The organism is Nonomuraea sp. NPDC003707 (assembly GCF_053587055.1).
In genome coordinates this window covers 463,861-483,115 of sequence record NZ_JBSFNK010000004.1, presented here as the reverse complement: position 1 = coordinate 483,115, position 19,255 = coordinate 463,861, and the positions used below count along the sequence as shown (strand labels likewise).

Here is a 19,255-nt window from a genome sequence, read left to right as displayed (position 1 = left end):
ACTTTCTATGCTACGTGGAGCGGCCATCAGGCCTGCGCGTGCGTGGTTGCCCGCGGTTTGCCAAACTGGCCGTCCATTACTGACCTCCCAGGGAGACGTCATGTCCCTCAGCGACGTGATACGCAACATCGCCAAGACCGTCACCAACAAGGACGAGCTGAAGGAGAAGGCCAAGGACCTTCCGCTCCTGTTCATCCAGACCACACTCAGCGCGGCCGGGCAGGCCCTGCTGGTCGTCGACCGGGTGAAGAACTCCATCAAGGGCCTTGGCAACAAGGAGGAAGAGGAGTCGAAGGACTCGCGCCCCTCCGCCGCCGAGCAGGTGGCCGCGGCTCCGGCCGCGGAGGAGGAGAAGCCGGCCCGCAAGGAGCCGGTGATCTTCGCGCCGCGGCCCAGCGCCGCCGAACCCAACGGTGTCGCCAAGACCAAGCCCGACCCCGTCATCTTCGCTCCGGCGGGCAAGTCCGAGTCGGCGGCCACCGCCAACCCCGAGACCGCCGCCCCGGCCGCCGAGCCCAAGCCCGCCGCGGCGGAGGCGCCCAAGCCCATGGTCGCGGAGGAGCCCGCCGCGACCTCGAAGGCCGCCGAGCCCGCCGTCGCGGAGCCCGCGGTCGCGGAGAAGCCCGCCGAGCCCGAGCCCAAGGCCACCGTCACGGACGAGCCCGCCGAGGTCGCCGAGCCGAAGGCCGCCGCTGTGGAGGCCGAGCCGAAGGCGGCAGTCGCGGAGGAGATCGAGCCCAAGGCCGCCGTCGCGGAGGCCGAGCCCAAGGCCGCCGTCGCGGAGGAAGCCGTCAAGGAAGAGGTCGTCAAGGACGAGGCCGCCAAGGTGGAGGCTGCCGCGGAGGAGGCCGTCGAGGCCAAGCCGAAGCGCACCCGCAGGACCACCAAGAAGCCCGCCGCGGCCCCCGAGGCGACCGTGGCCCCGGAGCCCACGGCCGCGCCGGAGCCCGCCCGCGCCCCCGAGCCCGCCGCCGCGCCCGAGCCGGTCGCCGCCGCCCCCGTGGACCTGGCCGAGCCGCTGCCCGGCTACTCCGAGCTCACCGTCGCGTCCCTGCGTGCCAGGATGCGCGGCAAGACCGCCGAGCAGATCAGCGACTTCCTCACCTTCGAGAAGGCCACGAAGTCCCGGCCCGAGGTGATCAAGATGTTCGAGAACCGCCTGGCGAAGCTGCAGGCCGGAGAGTAGGTCGTACCGACCCCGTAGTCTTCCGGCATGAGCGAGAAGACCTCACCCGAGTCTCCCCTGCCGATCCGTACGGTCCTGCAGATGGTGGGCGGTTGGATCGGCAGACTCGGCACGGTCTGGGTCGAGGGCCAGATCACCGACCTGAGCGCTCGTGGCGGCACGGTGTTCATGACCCTGCGCGACCCGGTCGCCAACGTGTCGGCCAAGGTCACCACCCCGCGCGGGGTCTACGAGGCCGCCGTGCCGAGGCCGGCCGACGGCGCCAGGGTCGTGATGCAGGTCAAGCCCGACTTCTGGGTCAACAGGGGCTCGTTCGCCTTCACCGCGCTGGAGATCCGCCCGGTCGGCGTGGGCGAGCTGCTGGCCCGGCTGGAGCGGCTCAGGCAGCTGCTGGCCACCGAGGGGCTGTTCAACGCCGACAGGAAGCGGCGGCTGCCGTTCCTGCCCGGCACGATCGGGCTCATCTGCGGCCGCGACTCCGCGGCCGAGCGCGACGTGCTGGAAAACTCCCGCAGGCGCTGGCCGGCCGTGCGGTTCAAGGTCGAGGAGGTGGCCGTCCAGGGGCCCTACGCGGTGGGCGAGGTGACCGAGGCGCTGCGCAAGCTCGACGCCGACTCCTCGGTCGACGTGATCGTCATCGCCCGCGGCGGCGGCTCCCTGGAGGACCTCCTGCCGTTCTCCGACGAGACGCTCGTACGCTCGGTGGCCGCCTGCCGCACCCCCGTGGTGAGCGCGATCGGCCACGAGCAGGACAGCCCGCTGCTCGACCTGGTGGCCGACGTGCGCGCGTCCACCCCGACCGACGCGGCCAAGAAGGTCGTGCCCGACGTCGGCGAGCAGCTCTCGATGGTGCGCCAGCTCCGCGACCGGGGCCGCAGGGTGGTGAGCGGCTGGCTCGACCGCGAGATGTCCTGGCTGACGTCGGTGCGCTCGCGCCCCTCGCTGGCCGACCCGGTGCGCGAGCTGGAGCGCCGGGCCGAGCAGGTCGAGTCGCTGCGCGACCGGACCAGGCGCTCGCTGTCCGGCTCGCTCGACCGGGCCTCCGACGACCTGACCCACCTGCGGGCCCGCCTGATCACGCTGTCCCCCGCGGCCACGCTGGAGCGCGGATACGCCATCGTCCAGCACCCGTCGGGCGAGGTCGTACGCCTGGCCAAGGACGTCTCCCCCGGCTCGCTGCTGACGATCCGCCTGAGCGACGACCGCCTGACCGTACGTGCGGAGGAGCCGGACGAAACCGCGGACGCGTGAGCGATCCGGGGTCTACGTTCGGCACATGAGAGGACTCGTGCAGGTCGCCCAGCACGCCGATGACCTCGACAGGGCCACCGCCTTCTACCGCGACGTGCTGGGCCTGCGGCACATCGCCACCTACCGGCCGCCCGGCCTGGCCTTCTTCGACCTCGACGGCGTCCGCCTGCTGATCGAGCAAGGCGCGCCCTCCACGGTGCTCTACCTGGCCTCCGAAGACCTGGAGGCGGACGTGGCCCGGCTGCGTTCGCACGGCGTCGCGATGGTCGAGGAGCCGCATCTGATCTTCACCGACGACGGCACGTTCGGCGCACGGGGCCGGGAGATCCGGATGGCCGCGTTCAGGGACTCCGAGGGGAACCTGCTCTGCCTGATGACCTAGCGTGGGGGGTGTGAAGCTAACAAAGTTCACGCATGCCTGCGTCAGGGTGGAACTCGACGGCCGCGTGCTGGTCATCGACCCGGGGATCTGGAGCGAGCCGTCCGCGCTGGACGGGGCCGACGCGGTGCTCGTCACCCACGAACACAGCGATCACGTGGACGTGTTGCGGCTGCTCGGGGCCGGGGTCCCGGTGTTCGCGCCGGCGGGGGCGGGGCTGGACGGGCTGCCGTACACGCCGGTGGGCGCGGGCGAGGAGTTCTCGGCGGCGGGCTTCCGGGTGCGGGCGCACGGCGGGCGGCACGCGCTGATCTACGGCGGCCTGCCGGACTGCCCGAACCTCGGCTATCTGGTCGACGGCGCCCTCTATCACCCGGGCGACTCGGTGCACGTGCCGGACGAGCCGGTGGAGACGCTGCTGGTGCCGCTGCAGGGGTCGTGGCTGAAGACCGTCGAGGCGATCGACTTCGTACGGGCGGTGGGGCCACGGCGGGCGTACGGGATCCACGACGCGCAGCTCAACGATCGCGGGCTGAGCACCACGAATGCCTGGCTGGCGCGGACGACCGACCACGGCTACCGCTGGCTGGCCCCCCGCGAGACCGCCTGACCCCTCCAGGGGCGTCAGAAGGGGGCGTCGTCGGAGTTGCCCCCCGAGGGCTCTGAGCGGCGCGCCATGGCGGCGGCGAGCTTGACCCTGGCCCCCTGGAGCCACTCCTCGCAGACCGCAGCCAGCTTCTCGCCGCGCTCCCACAGCTCGATGGACTGCTCCAGGGTGAGCCCGCCGGTCTCCAGTCGGCGCACCACCTCGGTCAGCTCCTCGCGGGCCTGCTCGTATGAGGGTGCCTTCTCGTCTCCTGCCACGACCACCACCCTAGACGGGGCGACCGACATCCGCAGACCAGGCGGCTCCGTCAGCCCTTGGGGCGCTGCTGCAGGACGGAGGCGAGTTCGGCGAGCTCCGGCCAGTCGGCGGTGCCGGAGATCACGAGCGTCACCTCCGGCAGCACGCGGACGAGCGAGCGCTGCTTCTTGTCCTCGCGGAAGCGCTGCTCCCACTGCACCCCGTCCACCTGCTGCGTGCCGACGGCCTTGTCGGAGTTGGCCATGCGGCTGGCGAACCCGGCCGCCGGCTGCTCGTTGCTCTGCGTGAACATCGCGTGCTCGCGCTTGGCGGTGGCGTAGCCGAGGAAGAGGACCTGGGCGCCGTTCTCACCCTTGGCGATCTTGTTGCTGTTGGGGATCCAGCCCGCCGGGTCCTTCTGCGGCGCCCACACGCCGTACGGCACCGAGTGGCCGAAGTTGGCGACGGTGATCGAGTATTCGAGCCGCGGTATGTGCTGCTCCCGGCTCTGCGGGGCGACCAGCAGGAACAGCCCGACCGCCGCGAGGCAGACGAACAGCGCTACCGCGTAACCGTAGAAACCCTGGGTGAACCGCACACTTGGCGAGGTTACCCGTTGGAGGAGGCGGTCGCCGACGTGGCCGGGTGGATCTGGCCGATGATCGCCAGCACCTCCTCGGCCAGGCCGCGATCACCCGTGCGGACGACCTCGGACACGGCCGCGGCCAGAGCGCCCGTGACGACGACGACCAGCGCGCTCTCGTCCTCGAACAGCGCCGCGTTGAGCTGCGCCCACTTGCGCAGCCGGTCGCGCATGACCACGTCGAAGCCGGGCGGCCCGTCGCCGCGCAGGAACAGGTCGGCCAGCTCCCGCTCCTCCAGGCACCCGTCGAGGTAGGCGCGGGCGGCGCTGATGAACACGCGCATCGGGTCGCTCTCGCCGGCGGCGCGGGCCGAGCGGGCGGCCTGCTTCGTCCGCTGGGTCTGCCTGGCCTGGAACTCCTCGAACAGCGTCAGGTAGAGGTCGGCCTTGCCGGAGAAGTGGTGGTAGAGGCTGCCCACGCTGGCGTCGGCCCTGGCCACCACGTCGGTCACGCCCGCCTCGGCGAACCCGTTGGAGACGAAGACCTCCCTCGCGGCGGCGAGCAGCGAGCTGCGGGTGGCGGCGCCGCGCTCGGACGTCCGCGGCTGGGCGGCCACGTTTTCCACTTCGCTCATGCGATCTCCTCCAGGCTCCATGGTGGAGGCAAGATCTTTGGCGCGCACAGCGTATGGCGCAAAAATCGTTCTCCGTGATGGCAGGGCAACCCTGTCGAAGCTTACCGATGTCACCCCCGACCCGTCCCTGCTGCGAGGAAGCGGTCATCTCGGGCAGGAGATGGGCAGATTATCCGCCTCTGGGCGGGAAGAGGGGGACAACTACGATCGACGTAGATTCCCCTTAGGAGGCTGCCCATCATGTCCGATCAGACATCCGTACCGCCCGCGCTCGCCACGGGCGAGCACGCCCCCGACCGCAACCTGGCGTTGGAACTGGTGCGCGTCACGGAGGCGGCCGCGATGGCGGCGGCCCGGTGGGTCGGCCGGGGCGACAAGAACGGCGCCGACGGCGCGGCGGTGAACGCCATGCGCCAGCTGATCAACACGGTTTCTATGAACGGCGTGGTGGTCATCGGCGAGGGCGAGAAGGACCACGCCCCGATGCTGTTCAACGGCGAGCAGGTGGGCGACGGCAGCGGCCCCGACTGCGACGTGGCCGTGGACCCCATCGACGGCACCCGGCTGACGGCTTTGGGCATGCCGGACGCGGTGTCGGTGATCGCGGTGAGCGAGCGCGGCTCTATGTACGACCCGTCGGCCGTGTTCTACATGGAGAAGCTGGTCACGGGCCCCGAGGCGGCCGACGTGGTCGACATCGAGGCCCCCGTGTCCGCGAACATCAACGCGGTCGCCAGGGCCAAGCACTGCTCGCCCTCCGACGTGACCGTGGTCGTGCTGGACCGGCCCAGGCACGAGGGGCTGGTCAAGGAGATCCGCGAGGCGGGCGCGCGGATCAAGTTCATCACGGACGGCGACGTGGCCGGCGCGATCATGGCGGCCCGCGGGGGCACCGGCATCGACCTGCTGCTGGGCATCGGCGGCACGCCCGAGGGCATCGTGGCCGCGTGCGCGCTCAAGTGCCTGGGCGGCGTGATCCAGGGCAAGCTCTGGCCGCGCGACGACGCCGAGCGCTCCAAGGCCGTGAACGCCGGGCACGACCTCGACCAGGTGCTCACGACGAACGACCTGGTCAAGTCCGACGACGTGTTCTTCGCGGCGACCGGCATCACGCACGGTGAGCTCATGCAGGGCGTACGGTTCCGCGCCGGCGCGGCGGTGACGGAGTCGCTGGTGATGCGCGGCCGGTCGGGCACCATCCGCAAGATCGAGAGCGAGCACCAGCTCTGGAAGCTGCGCGCGTACAGCGCGATCAACTTCTATACGGCCGGCTGAGGACTCAGCGGCGGCGCTTGCGGCGGGGTGGCTCCTTGATCTTCACGTCTCCCGCGAAGTTCGTGGTGCGCACCTCGACGACGGGCGCGCCGGGCTCGGTCGGCTGCTTGGTCAGCCGTACGGACTTGCCCTTGGCGACCCTGATGACCTCGAGCCCCTCCGGCACGTGGATCTCCAGCCCGCCGAAGACGAGGGTGGCGTTGATGATGATCTGCCGGTTCTGCAGGATCGCGTCGCGGAAGTCCAGCTTGGTGGTGCCGAACATGGCCGTCACGTCCAGCTCGGCGGGCACGACCCAGCGCCCGCCGCGCTGCTCCTGCTTGAAGATGGCCGACACGGGGCGGCCGTCCAGGTTGAGCGGCTGCTGGTCGGCGGGCAGCAGATCCTCGGTGAGCGCGGCCAGCTCGCCCAGCGTGCGCGCGGAGTAGAGCACGCCGAGCCGTTCCTCGAGCTCGTCGAGGGTGATCCGGCCGTCGGCGTGCGCGTCCTGCAGCACCTGGGCGATGCGTTCGCGATCGGCGTCGGACGCGCGGAGCTCGTGGGGCTGCGGCGCGTCGCTCGCCGCGTGCGGCCGCCGGGCCGACACCCACTCCTCGGCCAGCCGCTCTCCGACTTCCTGCAGCTTCGGCAGCCACGATTGCGCGCGTTCGTTCACACATCCGACGATAACCGGCGCCCGCGATAATCGCTCGTGCCAAATCAGCAGATGCGCTCCGTAAGTCGCAAGAATCAGTTGATGCGCGCCAGAAGTCCGGCGATTTCCTCGGCCAGTTCCTGATTCACTTCGGCGTGGCGGTTGAGCAGCCGGTACCACATCGCGCCGAAGACGAGATCGACGGCCAGTTCCAGGTCCACGTCATCCGGCACGGCGCCGCGCGCCAGGACCGCGCGCAGGGCGGCGCGGCGGGGATCGATGAGCTTCGCCCGCAGCTCGGCGGCCAGCTCCGCGTCGGACTGGGCGTCGGCCATCAGCCCCACGACGACCTGCCCCGCGACCCCCCGCGCCAGCGCGAACGTCTGCTCCAGGAACGTCACCAGATCGGCCCGCGCTTCCCCGGTGTCCGGCAGCCCCTGCACCTCCTCGGCCAGGACGTCGGTCAGGGCCTCCAGCAGGACCTGCGCCCTGGTCTGCCACCAGCGGTAGACGGTCTGCCTGCCGCTGCCCGCGATCTGGGCGATGCCCTTCATGGTCACGTTCTGGTATCCGTCGCGGGCGCACAGGTCGAGGGCCGCCCGGAGGATCGCCTTCCTGGCCGCTTCGCTGCGTGGTCTGCCAACCATGCGCCCACTTTACAAGACACGGTGCCTCGTTTTATATTCGAGGCAAGATGTCTCGTAATGAGAGGACGACGAAGATGCGAGTAGTGATCGTCGGCGGCACGTCCGGCATCGGCCTTGCGGCGGCGGCCCGGCTGGCCGCGGGCGGCGCCGAGGTGGTCGTCACGGGCCGCTCGGAGGAGCGTCTGCGTTCGGCGTTGAAGCAGCTCGGAGACCAGGCGCGGGGCCCAGTGAGTGGGCAGGTCGTGGACGCGCGCGACACCGGGGCGATGCGGGCGCTGTTCGAGGGCCTGGGCACCGTCGACCACCTGATCGTCACCGTGACGGGCCGCGGCGGCGCGGGCCCGCTGAGCTCACTGACCGGCGAGGGGCTGACCGAGGCGGTGCGGAACAAGCTGGTCCCCCATCTGCTGACCGCGCAGGCCGCGCTGGGCGTGCTGAACCCGGAGGGCTCGATCACCTTCGTGACCGCGGCCTCGGCCGGCGCGGCCCTGCCCGGCATCGCCACGCTGGCGGCGGTGAACGGCGCGATCGAGGCCGCGGTGCCCGGCCTGGCCGTCGAACTGGCGCCCATCAGGGTGAACGCGGTCTCCCCCGGCGTGATCGACACCGACTGGTGGTCGGAGATCGGCGACGAGGCGCGGGCCGCGTTCATGGAAGGCGCCGCCGAGAGCCTGCCGGTCCGGCGCGTGGGCCGGCCCGAGGACGTGGCGGCCACGATCGAGTACGTGGTGCGCAACGCGTACACGACCGGCATCGTCCTGACCGTCGACGGAGGGGCGCGGCTCAAGGCCTGAGGAATCCCAGGCCCTTCCACGCCGTTGATCCCGGCAAAAGGGAGGTGTGTGCGTGCATCAACCGGCGCGATGGGGTCTAGGTGTGGCGGGCGCGGGCATAGTGGTCATCCTGGGCCTGGAGCTGACCAGCCTCGACGAGATGAACCCGATCAGGCGGACCATCAGCGAGCACGGCCTCGGCCCTGACGGCTGGATCTTCGGGCTGGCGGTGGGGCTGCTCGCGGTCGGATCGGCGGCCATCGGGGTGTCGCTGGCACGCCAGCGGCTGGCGGGGGTCTTCGGCACCGTCGCGCTCATGGGGTGGAGCGTGGGGCTGTTCATGACGGCGTGGTTCGAGAAGCACGACTGGTCGGTCGGCCCGAGCCTGAGCGGGAGCATCCACCGGGTGGGCAGCTTCGTCGCCTTCCTCAGCCTGCCGCTGGCCGCGGTGATCATCGCCAGGCCCTGGCGGCACCGCGAGCGGTCGCGGGCCACGCTGGTGGCCTTCGGGCTCGGGATCTGCTCGGTGCTGTGGGTGGCGGGCATCGCGGCGGCCATGTTCATCGGGGCGCGCAACGGGCTGGCGTGGTGGCGCGTCATGCCGCTCGGCCTGGTGGAGCGCGGGATGGCCGTCACGGAGGTGGGCGCCCTGCTCGCGCTCGGCGTCTGGGCCGCCGCCAAGCGGCTGGACACGACAGAGCAAACCGGACGCCTGCCCGAAAAGCAGGTCGATGCCAGGGTTTGTGGGCTGGCGGAACGGAGTGGCGGGCCGCTAACCTGACCCAGCCTCACGTTTGATTCCCCCCATCAGGAGGCCGTCGTGCCGTCCTCGCGTGATCGTCAGGCCCGCATCGCCACGTACGTCGTCTATGCCGTACAGGGCCTGTCCTTCGCCTCGCTGCTCGTCCAGGTCGCGAACCTGCAGGCCAAGCACGGCCTCGACGAGGGCGCGCTGACACTCCTGCTGCTGATCGTGCCCGTGTTCGCGGGCGTCGGCAGCGTGGCGGCGGGCACGTTCGCCGCCCGGTTCGGCAGCAGGCTGCTCCTGCGCGTCGCCCAGCCCGTGGTCGCGCTCGCCGTGGTGCTCGTCGGGCTCGCGCCCAGCGTGCCGCTGCTGGTGCCGGTGCTCCTGGTGTTCGGCGTGGCGTTGGGCGCGGTGGACGCGGGCATGAACATGCAGGGCGTGGCGGTCGAGCGCAGGTACGGCGTGCAGGTCCTGAACGGCTTCCACTGCCTGTGGAGCGTGTTCAGCATGCTCGCGGCGGGATGGGCGTCGGTGGCCGCCACCCTGCCGCTCCCGGTGATCATGTCGGTCCCGATGGTGTTCGCGCTGGCGGGCTCGCTCGTGTTCGGACGCGGCCTGTGCTCGCCGGAGGAGGAGAAGGTCGAGGACGCCCCCGCCGACGCCGCCGCGGGCGGATTCCCCTGGCGGCCGATCATCCCGCTCTGCCTGGCCATGGGGTTCCTGTACATCGGCGACTCCGCCGTGTCGAGCTTCAACACCCTGTTCATGAAGAACGTGCTCTCGGCGGGTCCGCAGGTGGTCCCGCTGGCCTACGCCGCGTACCAGGCGACCACGCTGGCCGTCCGGCTCGGCGGCGACCTCGCGGTCCGGCGGTACGGGCCCGCGGCCATCGTCAGGATCGGCGGCCTGATCGCCACCCTGGGGTTCCTCGGCGTCGTCGCGGCCCCGACCCAGCCGCTGGCCATCGTCGCGTTCGGCCTGACCGGGGTGGGGCTGTCGGTGGTGGCGCCGCAGTCGTTCTCGGCGGCGGGCAAGCTCGACCCGGCCGGGACCGGGGTGGCCATCGCCCGGGTGAACCTCTTCAACTACATCGGCTTCGTCGTGGGCACGGCCCTGGTGGGCGGGATCGCGGACGCGGCGGGCCTGCGGTGGGCGTTCGCCGCGCCGCTCGTGCTGGCCGCCGTCATCATCGCCCTCGCCCCGGGCTTCGAGCCCAGGCGCCAGACCCCCAACCCCTCCGCCGCCTGAGCGGCTTCACCGCCGCACTTCGGCGACCTCGACGGTACGGCGCTCGCGGAGCGACAGGTCGGCGGCCTCGGCCACGTACAGCGCCTCCAGGGCGTCCTCGATCGTGCAGAGGCTCTGCTCGCTGGTCAGGAAGCCGTCGATCTCGTTGCGGTAGGCCGTCTCGAAACGGGTGACGAAATCGGGCCAGGGATCTTGCGGACTCGGCGTGCCCTCTGCCGAGTGCAGCGGGGCGCGTGGGCTCAGGCCGACGGCCTGGGTGCGCCTGGTGCCGGCCAGCTCCATGCGCACGTCGTACCCGCCGCCGTTGTAGCGGGAGCCCTGCAGGGTGGCCAGCGTGCCGTCGTCCAGGGCGAGCAGCGCGGCGCTGTTGTCGACGTCGCCCGCCTCCGCGAAGAACGCGGCGCCGCGGTTGGCCCCGGTCGCGTACACGGAGGTGACCTCGCGGCCGGTCACCCAGCGCAGGATGTCGAAGTCGTGGATGTGGCAGTCGCGGAAGATGCCGCCGGAGGTCGCGATGTACGCGGCGGGCGGCGGCGCGGGATCGGCGGTGATCAGGTGAACGCGGTGCAGCTCCCCCAGCTCACCGGCGCGCAGCGCGACCGCCGCCGCCGCGTAACCGGGGTCGAACCTGCGCTGGAACCCGATCTGCACCCGGTTGCCCGCGCTCGCCTCCAGCACCTTGACGGTCTCGTCCACGGTGCCCGCGACCGGCTTCTCGCAGAAGACCGGGATGCCCTTCTCGCACGCCTTGATGATGAGCTCGGCGTGGGTGCCGGTCGGGGTCGCGATGACCACGGCGTCCGACTCGAACGGGTCCCCCGGCCTGCCGTACGGCGACGTGCGCACGGGATCGGCCACGATCAGCTCGTCCACCAGCGGATGCGCGGCCAGGGTCGCGGCGTGAAAGGCTCCGATTCTGCCCAGACCCAGCAGTCCCACACGCATGACGCCTCCAATCAGGACCAGGCTTTCTTTCTAAGCGAGCCCTTCTGCCTCAGTCAACATTTTGTCCTGACATTCTGACCTTCAAGCCTCGTACGGCGTCCAGCGCCTTGTGCGCCGGCAGCCGCGCGAACCCCACCACCATGGCCGCGGGCCCCGCCGACTCGCGCATCGGCCCCACGGGCTCGGCGGACAGGCCGAGCTCCTGCCCGACGCGCGCGGCCCTCAGCTCGTCCCAGCCGGCCGGCAGCTCCAGGTAGACGTGCAGGCCCGCGTCGATGCCCTTGACCCGCACCTCCGGCAGCTCCTCGGCCAGCGCCCTGACCAGGGCGTCCCTGCGGCGGCGGTATTCGCGGCGCATCCTGCGCAGGTGCTTGTCGTAGCCGCCGGTACGCAGGAAGTGCGCCAGCGCGTACTGCTCGACGACCGGCGAGCCCAGGTCCAGCTCGCCCCGCGCCCGGCGGACGGCCTCCGCCAGGTCGGGAGGCGCGGCCACCCAGCCGAGCCGCAGCCCCGGCGCCAGGGCCTTGCTGACGCTGCCCGAGAGGACCACCCGGTCGGGGGCCAGGCCCTGGAGGCAGCCGACGGGGTCGCGGTCGAAGCGGAACTCGGCGTCGTAGTCGTCCTCCAGGATCACCCGGTTGCCCGCGTACGCCCACTCCATGAGGGCGGCCCGGCGCGGCGGCGAGAGCACCACGCCGGTCGGATATTGGTGCGCCGGGGTGACCAGGACGGCGTCGCCGCTCAGTTTCCGCACGTCCAGGCCCTCCTCGTCCACGGGCACCGGCACCAGGTGCGCGCCCGCGCGCCGCAGCAGCGGGGCCTGGCGGTGACTCGTCGGGTCCTCGACGGCGAGCCGGATCGGCCGCTGCCGGCTCAGCACGTGCAGCACCAGGCTCAGGCCCTGCGCCACGCCGCCGACGATGACGAGATTCTGGGGGCGCACGTCCGCCGCCCTGACCCGCCGGAGATAGCCGGCCAGCTCTTCTCGCAGCTCAGGCACCCCGCCAGGGTCCCCGTAATCGAAGGCTTCCGAGGGTACGGTGGTCAGGACGTGCCTGACGGCAGCAAGCCAGCGCTCGCGGGGGAAGTGGCTGAGGTCGGGAGAGGTGGGGCGATGACCGTAGTACGGCCCGCACACGGGGGCGCTCGACGCGCGGCGCACCGGCTTGGGCCGGGGAGGCGTCTTCTGCCGCGGGGCGGCCCGGGGTGCGGTCTTGGGGGTGACCTGGGTGCCGACGCCCACCCGGGAGACCAGGAAGCCCTCGGCGACGAGCTGCTCGTACGCCTCCACCACCACGCCTCTGGAGACCTGGAGGTCGGTGGCGAGGTCGCGGGTCGCGGGCAGGCGGGTGCCCGGCGTCAGCCGGCCGCCCCTGATGGAGTCGCGCAGCTCGGAGGCGATCTGCCCGGCGATTCCCCCCTTATCGCGATTTATCTGGATATGGAGGTCAGCCATATTGGTCCTGTCTTCTGGCGGGACATTGGACTGTTTACGCGAACCATTGTCTCCCTAGCATCCTTCGCATGAGAAACGGCATCGTGGGTGCGGCCTCGGCCATGTTCCTCGTCGGGACGCTGGCCGGGGTGTCGGGACTGGTGGACGGCTATCCCATATACGGCGGACAGGCCGTTCGGTATCTCGTGGCGTCGGTCATCCTGCTTGTCATAACGCGAGCGCTCGGCCTGCGGTTCGTCCGCCTCACGCCGCGCGAGCTGCTCTGCCTCGCCGGGCTCACCCTGTTCGGCCTGGTCATCTTCAACGTCTGCGTGATCGAGTCGACCAGCGCCGCCGGGCCGGCCCTGGTCGGGACCGTGCTCGGCACCGTGCCGCTGGCCCTCGCGCTGGCCGGCGGGCGGCCCGCGCCGCGGCTGCTGGCCGGGGCCTGCGTGGTGGTGGCCGGGGCGACGCTGGCCACGGGGCTCGGCAGCGGCAACCTGACCGGCCTGCTGTGGGCGCTGGGGGCGCTCGTGGGCGAGGTGTGCTTCTCCATGCTGGCCATTCCGCTGCTGCCGCGGCTGGGGGCGATCAGGGTGTCGGCCTACTCGACGGCGCTGGCCGTGCCGCTGCTGGCCGTGATCGGGCTGGCGCACGAGGGCGCCGGGATGTTCCGGCCGCCGACGTGGGCGGAGGCGCTCGGGTTCGCGTACCTGGCGACCGTGGTCACCGTGGTGGCGTTCTTCCTCTGGTACAGCTCGCTGCCCAAGCTGGGCCCCGGCCGGGCCGGGCTCTTCGCGGGGATCATCCCGGTCGGCGCGATCGTGACGGGGGCGGTGCTCGGCGTGGCGATGCCGACCGCGTACGACCTGCTGGGCGCGGGCCTGGTGATCGCCGGCATCCTGGTCGGCCTGACCGCCGGACGGTCGCAGGCGGTCAGCGAAGTGGGATCTCCCGGAGGCGCGTAATCTCTTGGGGGACCGAAAGGATGGACATGGGCGAGTTCGACTACACCGACCTGCTGCCGCTGGGAGCCGATGAGACCGAGTATCGGCTGATCACGTCGGAGGGGGTGCGGAAGGTCGAGGCGGCCGGGCGTACGTTCCTCGAGGTCGAGCCGGAGGCGCTGCGGCTGCTGACCGAGACGGCCATCCACGACATCTCCCACTTCCTGCGGGCCTCGCACCTCGCCCAGCTCCGGAAGATCGTCGACGACCCCGAGTCGAGCGGCAACGACCGCTTCGTGGCGCTCGACCTGCTCAAGAACGCCTCCATCTCCGCCGGTGGCGTCCTGCCCATGTGCCAGGACACCGGCACCGCGATCGTCATGGGCAAGCGCGGGCGTCACGTGCTGACCGACGGGCTCGACTCCGAGCACATCTCCCGGGGCGTCTACGACGCGTACACCAAGCTCAACCTGCGTTACTCGCAGATGGCGCCCCTGAACATGTGGGACGAGAAGAACACCGGCAACAACCTCCCCGCCCAGATCGAGCTGTACGCCGAGGACCCGCACGGCCACCCGGACGAGTACAAGCTGCTGTTCATGGCCAAGGGCGGCGGCTCGGCCAACAAGTCGTTCCTGTACCAGGAGACCAAGGCCGTGCTCAACGAGAAGCGCATGATGGCCTTCCTGGAGGAGAAGATCCGCTCGCTCGGCACCGCGGCCTGCCCGCCGTATCACCTGGCCGTCGTGGTGGGCGGCACCTCCGCCGAGTACGCGCTGAAGACCGCCAAGTACGCCAGCGCCCGCTACCTCGACTCGATCCCCACGGAGGGGTCGGCGTCCGGGCACGGGTTCCGCGACCTGGAGATGGAGGCCAAGGTCTTCGAGCTGACGCAGAAGCTGGGGATCGGGGCGCAGTTCGGCGGCAAGTACTTCTGCCACGACGTACGCGTCATCCGCCTGCCCCGGCACGGGGCCTCCTGCCCGGTGGCCATCGCGGTCTCCTGCTCGGCCGACCGCCAGGCGCTGGCCAAGATCACCCCTGAGGGCGTCTTCCTCGAGAAGCTGGAGACGGACCCGGCGCGGTTCCTTCCGGAGACGACGGACGAGCACCTCTCGGACGACGTCGTCCAGATCAACCTCAACCGCCCCATGCCCGAGATCCTCGCCGAGCTCACGAAATATCCCGTCAAGACCCGCCTCTCCCTCACCGGCCCCCTCGTGGTCGCCCGCGACATCGCCCACGCCAAGATCGCCGAGCTGCTCGACAACGGCGGCGAGATGCCTCAATACCTGAAGGACCACGCCGTCTACTACGCCGGGCCGGCCAAGACCCCTTCGGGGTACGCGTCGGGCTCGTTCGGGCCGACGACCGCCGGGCGGATGGACTCGTACGTGGGGCGCTTTCAGGCGGCCGGCGGCTCCATGGTCATGCTGGCCAAGGGCAACCGGTCGAAGCAGGTCACGGAGGCCTGCCAGCAGCACGGCGGGTTCTACCTCGGCTCCATCGGCGGGCCCGCGGCCCGGCTGGCGCAGGACTGCATCAAGAAGGTCGAGGTGCTGGAGTATCCCGAGCTGGGGATGGAGGCGGTGTGGAAGATCGAGGTCGTGGACTTCCCGGCGTTCATCGTGGTGGACGACAAGGGCGACGACTTCTTCACCGACCGCACCGGCCCCGTGCTGACGATCGGCCGCCGCTGACCGCCTGATCCCTTGAGGCTCCACCCACCGGCGCGGCCGACCGCCGGTGGGGCGGGGCTTGGGGGCGGGCGGGCGAGCCAGGCGCGAGAGTCGCCGGCCCCGGGGGCGGTGTCACCCCGGAAGGCCGGGTCGCCGCGGAGGCGGGAGCTGAGGGTGGCGGCGAGTGAGCCGGATACGCCCCTGGCGCGGGCGAGGTGCGGCTCAGGCGGCCACCGGGGCCCGGTGCGGCGCCACGACGGTGCCGTCGGGCAGCAGCAGACCGGTGTCGTCGAACAGCACGACGCCGTTGCAGAGCAGGCTCCAGCCCTGGTCGGGGTGGGCCGCGATCACGTGCGAGGCCTCACGGTCGGGTGAGTCGGCACTCGGGCAAGCGGGGTAGTGACAGCACATCGCGCACCTCTCAGATTGCGCTCCTGATTCATGGCTTTCAAAAGGGCAGCTTGCGCCCCGACGGCGTGCGAAGGTCCAGAGCGATCCCGCTCGGTTTCTTCGGCCGGGTGCGAACCTGGGTCTGGCGCATCTTCATCACGTCCTTCAACGACCTGTCGTTAGTGGTGGAGCCTTGGTGTTCGCCCTCATTCTGACGCCGGGCACCGACACTTTGCGGGCCTGTGGGAGAACTCCCTCTCTCATGGCTGTACCATGCCCCCGCCCCCTTACGGGACCCTTACAACTCGCTGACGGGGCCCCTCAGTTCCTGTCCGTCAGCCTGCCGTACACCTGAAAGTCCCCTGCCTTGCATCATGCACATTTAACGGGCCCGCGAGTGTGCCGCACGACACACATCGCCGCCGAGCTGCGCAAACGCGTTCAGGAAAGCCGGTGCGGCAGGCCCGTGCGGGCCGTGGGTAAGGCCGTCCGCGAGGCTGGACCAATCTGACTCCCTCGACATTGCCAAGAGACGGCAGGACCCCGCGGCCACGCCTCGCCGGCGCCGGCCCGGGAGCCTCCCCGGCTACCCTCTGTATCGGAACGCGCGCCCGGACTGCGCCGAGAATCCGCGGGGCCTCATCAACTGGGCCGATCTGGCCAGGAGGTTTGCTGACGTCACGAGTCAGGCGGGTTGACTTAAGTTCGCAACAATTTATCGGCCGCGCCTCTACTGGTCGGTTTACACAAATAGGTAAGCTGCCAGGCATGCGTGCGCCCTCCGGTTACCTACTCGCCGCGCGCTACCGGCTTATGGAGCCGGTCGGACGCGGCGGCATGGGCACCGTTTGGCGGGCACATGACGAGTTGCTCGACCGCGACGTGGCGGTCAAGGAAGTGCGCCTGCCCAACGTGCTCGACGAGGAGCTGCGTGCCGAGCTGTGCGCGCGCACCGAGCGCGAGGGCCGGGCGACCGCGATGGTCGCGCACCCTTCGGTCATCACCGTCTTCGACGTGGTCACCGAGGACGACCGGCCGTGGATCGTGATGGAGCTGCTGCGGGCCAAGTCCCTGGAGCAGCTCATCCAGGAGCAGGGACCGCTCCACCCGCGCAGGGCCGCCGAGATCGGCCGGCAGATCCTCGGGGCGCTGCGCGCCGTGCACGCCAAGGGGATCCTCCACCGCGACGTCAAGCCGAGCAACGTGCTGGTGACCGAGGACCGCGCGGTGCTCACCGACTTCGGTCTGGCCGCACTGGAAGGTGACGTTTCCATCACCCAGGCGGGCATCGTCCTGGGGTCCGCGGGATACATCGCTCCAGAGCGGGTGCTGGGCTCGAAGGCCAGCCCGGCGGGCGATCTGTGGTCGCTCGGCGCGACCCTCTACACCGCCGTCGAGGGCAGGGGCCTGCACGGGCGCCGTACGGCCGCCGCCGCGCTCGCGGCGCTGACCAGTGGCGAGCCGATCCCGATGACCAAGGCCGGGCCGCTGGCCCCCGTGCTTGACGCGCTGCTCAGGATCGACCCCGCGACCAGGCTCGACTCCGTACGGGCCTCGCTCATGCTGGCCAGGGTGGCCGCCGGAGGCTCGGCCGAGGAGCCGCTGGCCCCGCGCAAGCCCGTACGTTCCGGGCCGACCATCAACCCGCCGTCTTTCACACGCAGGCCCACGCATCGTGGGCTTCACAGGGCCGACGTCTCCACGACAGCGCTGTCTGTCCCGGTGCCCAGGCAGGAGCGCAAGCCCGGTGAGGGCGTGCACAGGAAGCGCGTCGAAGCGCGGCCGACGCCGTCCGCTTATGCCCGTTTCAAAGCGACGGTGATAAAGTTGTGCCTTCCTCGGCGGTTCTGGCCAAGAGAACTTCGCAAGCGAGGGTAAAGCACTTCCCAAGCGAGAATCGATATCTTCTTCTCATGCCGGAACAGCAGACACGCCTGCTCGCGGAGCGCTACGAGCTCATAGCCCCGCTCGGCCGGGGCACGATGGGCACCGTGTGGCGCGCCCGCGACCGCGCGCTCGGGCGCGAGGTGGCGGTCAAGGAAATCCGCCAGGACCCGGGACTCACTGACGACCAGCGGGCCGAGCTGCGCGAACGCATGGTCCGCGAGGGCCGCATCGCCGCGCGGATCAACCATCCCTCGGTGGCGTCCATCCACGACGTCCTGATCCAGGACGACAGCCCGTGGATCATCATGGAGCTCATCGAGGCCCGATCGCTGGAGCAGGTGATCGACGAGGAGGGGCCGCTGCCGCCACGGCTCGTGGCGGAGATCGGCGTGGACCTGCTCGGGGCGCTGCGCGCCGCGCACGCCCAGGGGATCACCCACCGCGACGTCAAGCCGGGCAACGTGCTCATCACCGAGAGCGGGCGCGTGGTGCTCACCGACTTCGGCATCGCCAAGGCCGAGGGCGACTCGCGGCTGACGAAAACGGGCATGGTGATCGGTTCGCCCGGCTACACGGCCCCGGAACGTGCCAGGGGCGAGTACACCGGCCCCGAGTCGGACATCTGGTCGCTCGGGGCGACGCTCTACTTCGCCGTCGAGGGGCGCCCGGCCTACGAGCGGGCCACGATCGCGGAGACGCTGGCGGCGCTGCTCACCGAGAGCGCCGACCCGCCCACGCAGGCAGGTCAGCTGCGGCCCGTGCTGAACGGGCTGCTGAACAAGGACTACCGGCAGCGCCTCAACGCTGCCAAGGCGGAGACCCTGCTGCGCATGGTCGCCGACACCCCCACGAGCGACATGCCGGCGATCACGGCTGAGGCTCTCATGGCGCAGGAGGCCGCTTTGCCCGACCCGTTCGCCGGCAAGAACCCAGCCCAAAAGAATCCGGCCCAGCAGAATCCGGGCCAGCAGAATCCGGGCCAGGCCCAGACGAACCCTGTGCAGAAACCCCCGGTCCCCCAGGCCGGGCCCGCCGGCCCCGCGCCGTACGGGCCCGGAGGCGCGGGCGCTCCCGGCGGCCAGCCGCCCTGGGGCCCGGGTCCCGCCGGCCGGGGTCAGGGTCCAGGCCAGGGCCCAGGTCAGGGTCCTGGCTCGCAGGCGCCCAGAGGGCCCGTCGGCGCGCCAGGCGGCCCGGTGCCCGGTGGCCCGGGCCGGGGGCCGGCGTCAGGGCCGCATGGGCCGATGACGAGCCCCGGCACGCCCACCGTGCCGCGCAACGCCGCGCCTCAGCGCCAGCCGCAATCCGGCCCTCAAGGAGCCGCAGCCTCTCCTGAAGCGGGGTTCGACCCCGAGCGGACGGTCAGCGTCCAGCGCCCCAAGGGCCCGTTCCCGCCGGCTCCGGAGCAGAGCAGGCCGCCGCAGGGGCCCGGCGACGAGGGCGCGGTCGTCACCACGCGCATCCAGCTCCCGCCCGCGCCCGGCCAGCAGGTCTATCCGCCCACCACGCCGCCCGCGGGCCGGCAGCCCGCCCCCCGGCAGCCGGGCCCCCAGCAGCAGCCGCCCCCGCCTGGGGGCCAGCAGGTCCCGCAGCAGGGCAAGGGCCTGGGGACCGACCTGTTCGCCATCGCCGGGCAGCCGGAGCAGCCCTCGGGCAACCGCAACGGGATGCTGGTGCTCATGGCGGTGGCCGCCGCGGCCGCCGTGGTGATCGCCGTACTCATCGTCGCGCTCTTCTCCAGCTGACCCGCGCCGCGGCCGTAAGGCGGTCGTGGG

The 19,255-nt window shown here is 71.3% G+C and carries 20 protein-coding genes; 12 read left to right on the top strand and 8 right to left on the bottom strand.

Features of this window, described 5'->3' with window-relative positions; all coding sequences use genetic code 11:
• Positions 1 to 100: 100 nt before the first annotated feature.
• Genes ACWDRB_RS13090 through ACWDRB_RS13075 form a run of 4 tightly spaced genes read left to right on the top strand, consistent with a single transcriptional unit; the run spans position 101 to position 3,426 of the window.
• Entirely contained in the window at positions 101 to 1,186 is a 1,086-nt protein-coding gene (locus ACWDRB_RS13090) for a hypothetical protein (RefSeq protein ID WP_449893444.1), read from the top strand.
• A 27-nt stretch (positions 1,187 to 1,213) separates the two neighbouring features.
• The gene (gene xseA / locus ACWDRB_RS13085) at positions 1,214 to 2,437 is read left to right on the top strand and encodes an exodeoxyribonuclease VII large subunit (protein ID WP_449893442.1); all 1,224 of its coding nucleotides are present in this window, start codon (positions 1,214 to 1,216) and stop codon (positions 2,435 to 2,437) included.
• Between the two features lie 25 nt (positions 2,438 to 2,462).
• Entirely contained in the window at positions 2,463 to 2,819 is a 357-nt protein-coding gene (locus tag ACWDRB_RS13080; protein WP_350725630.1) for a VOC family protein, read from the top strand.
• A gap of 10 nt (positions 2,820 to 2,829) precedes the next feature.
• A complete protein-coding gene (locus ACWDRB_RS13075; RefSeq protein ID WP_397373917.1) occupies positions 2,830 to 3,426 on the top strand; it encodes an MBL fold metallo-hydrolase in 597 nt (198 codons plus the stop codon).
• Between the two features lie 14 nt (positions 3,427 to 3,440).
• Here the strand turns inward: ACWDRB_RS13075 and ACWDRB_RS13070 are convergent, their stop codons facing one another.
• The 3 genes from ACWDRB_RS13070 to ACWDRB_RS13060 are packed head-to-tail and all read right to left on the bottom strand — an operon-like array spanning position 3,441 to position 4,878.
• Complete coding sequence (locus ACWDRB_RS13070; RefSeq protein ID WP_350725634.1) at positions 3,441 to 3,710, bottom strand: exodeoxyribonuclease VII small subunit; 270 nt, start codon at positions 3,708 to 3,710, stop codon at positions 3,441 to 3,443.
• Between the two features lie 20 nt (positions 3,711 to 3,730).
• On the bottom strand, positions 3,731 to 4,258 hold the full coding sequence (locus tag ACWDRB_RS13065) for a DUF4245 domain-containing protein (protein ID WP_350725635.1): 528 nt from the start codon (positions 4,256 to 4,258) through the stop codon (positions 3,731 to 3,733).
• 11 nt (positions 4,259 to 4,269) lie between these two features.
• Positions 4,270 to 4,878 carry a TetR/AcrR family transcriptional regulator gene (locus tag ACWDRB_RS13060; protein WP_350725637.1) on the bottom strand — a complete coding sequence of 203 codons (609 nt, stop codon included), beginning with the start codon at positions 4,876 to 4,878 and terminating at the stop codon, positions 4,270 to 4,272.
• Positions 4,879 to 5,118: 240 nt separating this feature from the next.
• Here ACWDRB_RS13060 and glpX point away from each other — a divergent pair, with 240 nt between their 5' ends.
• Complete coding sequence (glpX, locus tag ACWDRB_RS13055; protein WP_355197306.1) at positions 5,119 to 6,153, top strand: class II fructose-bisphosphatase; 1,035 nt, start codon at positions 5,119 to 5,121, stop codon at positions 6,151 to 6,153.
• A gap of 4 nt (positions 6,154 to 6,157) precedes the next feature.
• On the opposite strand, the gene ACWDRB_RS13050 is transcribed toward glpX, so the two are convergent.
• Positions 6,158 to 6,808: a DUF1707 SHOCT-like domain-containing protein gene (locus ACWDRB_RS13050; protein ID WP_449893438.1), complete on the bottom strand. Its 651-nt coding sequence runs from the start codon at positions 6,806 to 6,808 to the stop codon at positions 6,158 to 6,160.
• 74 nt (positions 6,809 to 6,882) lie between these two features.
• The gene (locus ACWDRB_RS13045; protein WP_449893436.1) at positions 6,883 to 7,434 is read right to left on the bottom strand and encodes a TetR/AcrR family transcriptional regulator; all 552 of its coding nucleotides are present in this window, start codon (positions 7,432 to 7,434) and stop codon (positions 6,883 to 6,885) included.
• 74 nt (positions 7,435 to 7,508) lie between these two features.
• Between ACWDRB_RS13045 and ACWDRB_RS13040 the strand changes: the two genes are divergently transcribed.
• Genes ACWDRB_RS13040 through ACWDRB_RS13030 form a run of 3 tightly spaced genes read left to right on the top strand, consistent with a single transcriptional unit; the run spans position 7,509 to position 10,200 of the window.
• On the top strand, positions 7,509 to 8,228 hold the full coding sequence (locus tag ACWDRB_RS13040; RefSeq protein WP_397373914.1) for an SDR family oxidoreductase: 720 nt from the start codon (positions 7,509 to 7,511) through the stop codon (positions 8,226 to 8,228).
• Between the two features lie 52 nt (positions 8,229 to 8,280).
• A complete protein-coding gene (locus ACWDRB_RS13035; RefSeq protein WP_449893433.1) occupies positions 8,281 to 8,988 on the top strand; it encodes a DUF998 domain-containing protein in 708 nt (235 codons plus the stop codon).
• 39 nt (positions 8,989 to 9,027) lie between these two features.
• Positions 9,028 to 10,200 carry an MFS transporter gene (locus ACWDRB_RS13030; protein WP_350725648.1) on the top strand — a complete coding sequence of 391 codons (1,173 nt, stop codon included), beginning with the start codon at positions 9,028 to 9,030 and terminating at the stop codon, positions 10,198 to 10,200.
• 6 nt (positions 10,201 to 10,206) lie between these two features.
• On the opposite strand, the gene ACWDRB_RS13025 is transcribed toward ACWDRB_RS13030, so the two are convergent.
• Together ACWDRB_RS13025 and pdxR are read right to left on the bottom strand one after the other, a co-directional pair.
• The gene (locus tag ACWDRB_RS13025; protein WP_449893431.1) at positions 10,207 to 11,145 is read right to left on the bottom strand and encodes a Gfo/Idh/MocA family protein; all 939 of its coding nucleotides are present in this window, start codon (positions 11,143 to 11,145) and stop codon (positions 10,207 to 10,209) included.
• 49 nt (positions 11,146 to 11,194) lie between these two features.
• Positions 11,195 to 12,601, bottom strand: coding sequence for a MocR-like pyridoxine biosynthesis transcription factor PdxR (pdxR, locus tag ACWDRB_RS13020; RefSeq protein WP_449893429.1), 1,407 nt, complete (start codon positions 12,599 to 12,601; stop codon positions 11,195 to 11,197).
• A gap of 68 nt (positions 12,602 to 12,669) precedes the next feature.
• Here pdxR and ACWDRB_RS13015 point away from each other — a divergent pair, with 68 nt between their 5' ends.
• Both ACWDRB_RS13015 and ACWDRB_RS13010 read left to right on the top strand, forming a co-directional pair.
• Positions 12,670 to 13,548, top strand: a complete 879-nt coding sequence (locus ACWDRB_RS13015; RefSeq protein ID WP_350725654.1) for a DMT family transporter — start codon at positions 12,670 to 12,672, stop codon at positions 13,546 to 13,548.
• A gap of 26 nt (positions 13,549 to 13,574) precedes the next feature.
• The gene (locus tag ACWDRB_RS13010; RefSeq protein ID WP_350725656.1) at positions 13,575 to 15,227 is read left to right on the top strand and encodes a fumarate hydratase; all 1,653 of its coding nucleotides are present in this window, start codon (positions 13,575 to 13,577) and stop codon (positions 15,225 to 15,227) included.
• 201 nt (positions 15,228 to 15,428) lie between these two features.
• Here the strand turns inward: ACWDRB_RS13010 and ACWDRB_RS13005 are convergent, their stop codons facing one another.
• Entirely contained in the window at positions 15,429 to 15,617 is a 189-nt protein-coding gene (locus ACWDRB_RS13005; protein WP_350725658.1) for a DUF5999 family protein, read from the bottom strand.
• A 747-nt stretch (positions 15,618 to 16,364) separates the two neighbouring features.
• On the opposite strand from ACWDRB_RS13005, the gene ACWDRB_RS13000 reads away from it, so the two are divergent.
• Together ACWDRB_RS13000 and ACWDRB_RS12995 are read left to right on the top strand one after the other, a co-directional pair.
• A complete protein-coding gene (locus tag ACWDRB_RS13000; protein ID WP_350725660.1) occupies positions 16,365 to 17,474 on the top strand; it encodes a serine/threonine-protein kinase in 1,110 nt (369 codons plus the stop codon).
• A gap of 35 nt (positions 17,475 to 17,509) precedes the next feature.
• The gene (locus ACWDRB_RS12995; protein WP_449893425.1) at positions 17,510 to 19,225 is read left to right on the top strand and encodes a protein kinase domain-containing protein; all 1,716 of its coding nucleotides are present in this window, start codon (positions 17,510 to 17,512) and stop codon (positions 19,223 to 19,225) included.
• The last annotated feature ends 30 nt before the right edge of the window (positions 19,226 to 19,255 follow it).

Bases quoted from the DNA above. Each gene is read 5' to 3' on its own strand.
- ACWDRB_RS13025 (WP_449893431.1), bottom strand. From the start codon at position 11,145: ATGCGTGTGGGACTGCTGGGTCTGGGCAGAATCGGAGCCTTTCACGCC.
- ACWDRB_RS13015 (WP_350725654.1), top strand. From the start codon at position 12,670: ATGAGAAACGGCATCGTGGGTGCGGCCTCGGCCATGTTCCTCGTCGGG.
- ACWDRB_RS13000 (WP_350725660.1), top strand. From the start codon at position 16,365: ATGCGTGCGCCCTCCGGTTACCTACTCGCCGCGCGCTACCGGCTTATG.
- pdxR (WP_449893429.1), bottom strand. From the start codon at position 12,601: ATGGCTGACCTCCATATCCAGATAAATCGCGATAAGGGGGGAATCGCC.
- ACWDRB_RS13090 (WP_449893444.1), top strand. From the start codon at position 101: ATGTCCCTCAGCGACGTGATACGCAACATCGCCAAGACCGTCACCAAC.
- ACWDRB_RS13005 (WP_350725658.1), bottom strand. From the start codon at position 15,617: ATGTGCTGTCACTACCCCGCTTGCCCGAGTGCCGACTCACCCGACCGT.
- xseA (WP_449893442.1), top strand. From the start codon at position 1,214: ATGAGCGAGAAGACCTCACCCGAGTCTCCCCTGCCGATCCGTACGGTC.
- ACWDRB_RS12995 (WP_449893425.1), top strand. From the start codon at position 17,510: ATGCCGGAACAGCAGACACGCCTGCTCGCGGAGCGCTACGAGCTCATA.
- glpX (WP_355197306.1), top strand. From the start codon at position 5,119: ATGTCCGATCAGACATCCGTACCGCCCGCGCTCGCCACGGGCGAGCAC.
- ACWDRB_RS13010 (WP_350725656.1), top strand. From the start codon at position 13,575: ATGGGCGAGTTCGACTACACCGACCTGCTGCCGCTGGGAGCCGATGAG.
- ACWDRB_RS13040 (WP_397373914.1), top strand. From the start codon at position 7,509: ATGCGAGTAGTGATCGTCGGCGGCACGTCCGGCATCGGCCTTGCGGCG.
- ACWDRB_RS13080 (WP_350725630.1), top strand. From the start codon at position 2,463: ATGAGAGGACTCGTGCAGGTCGCCCAGCACGCCGATGACCTCGACAGG.
- ACWDRB_RS13045 (WP_449893436.1), bottom strand. From the start codon at position 7,434: ATGGTTGGCAGACCACGCAGCGAAGCGGCCAGGAAGGCGATCCTCCGG.
- ACWDRB_RS13060 (WP_350725637.1), bottom strand. From the start codon at position 4,878: ATGAGCGAAGTGGAAAACGTGGCCGCCCAGCCGCGGACGTCCGAGCGC.
- ACWDRB_RS13070 (WP_350725634.1), bottom strand. From the start codon at position 3,710: ATGTCGGTCGCCCCGTCTAGGGTGGTGGTCGTGGCAGGAGACGAGAAG.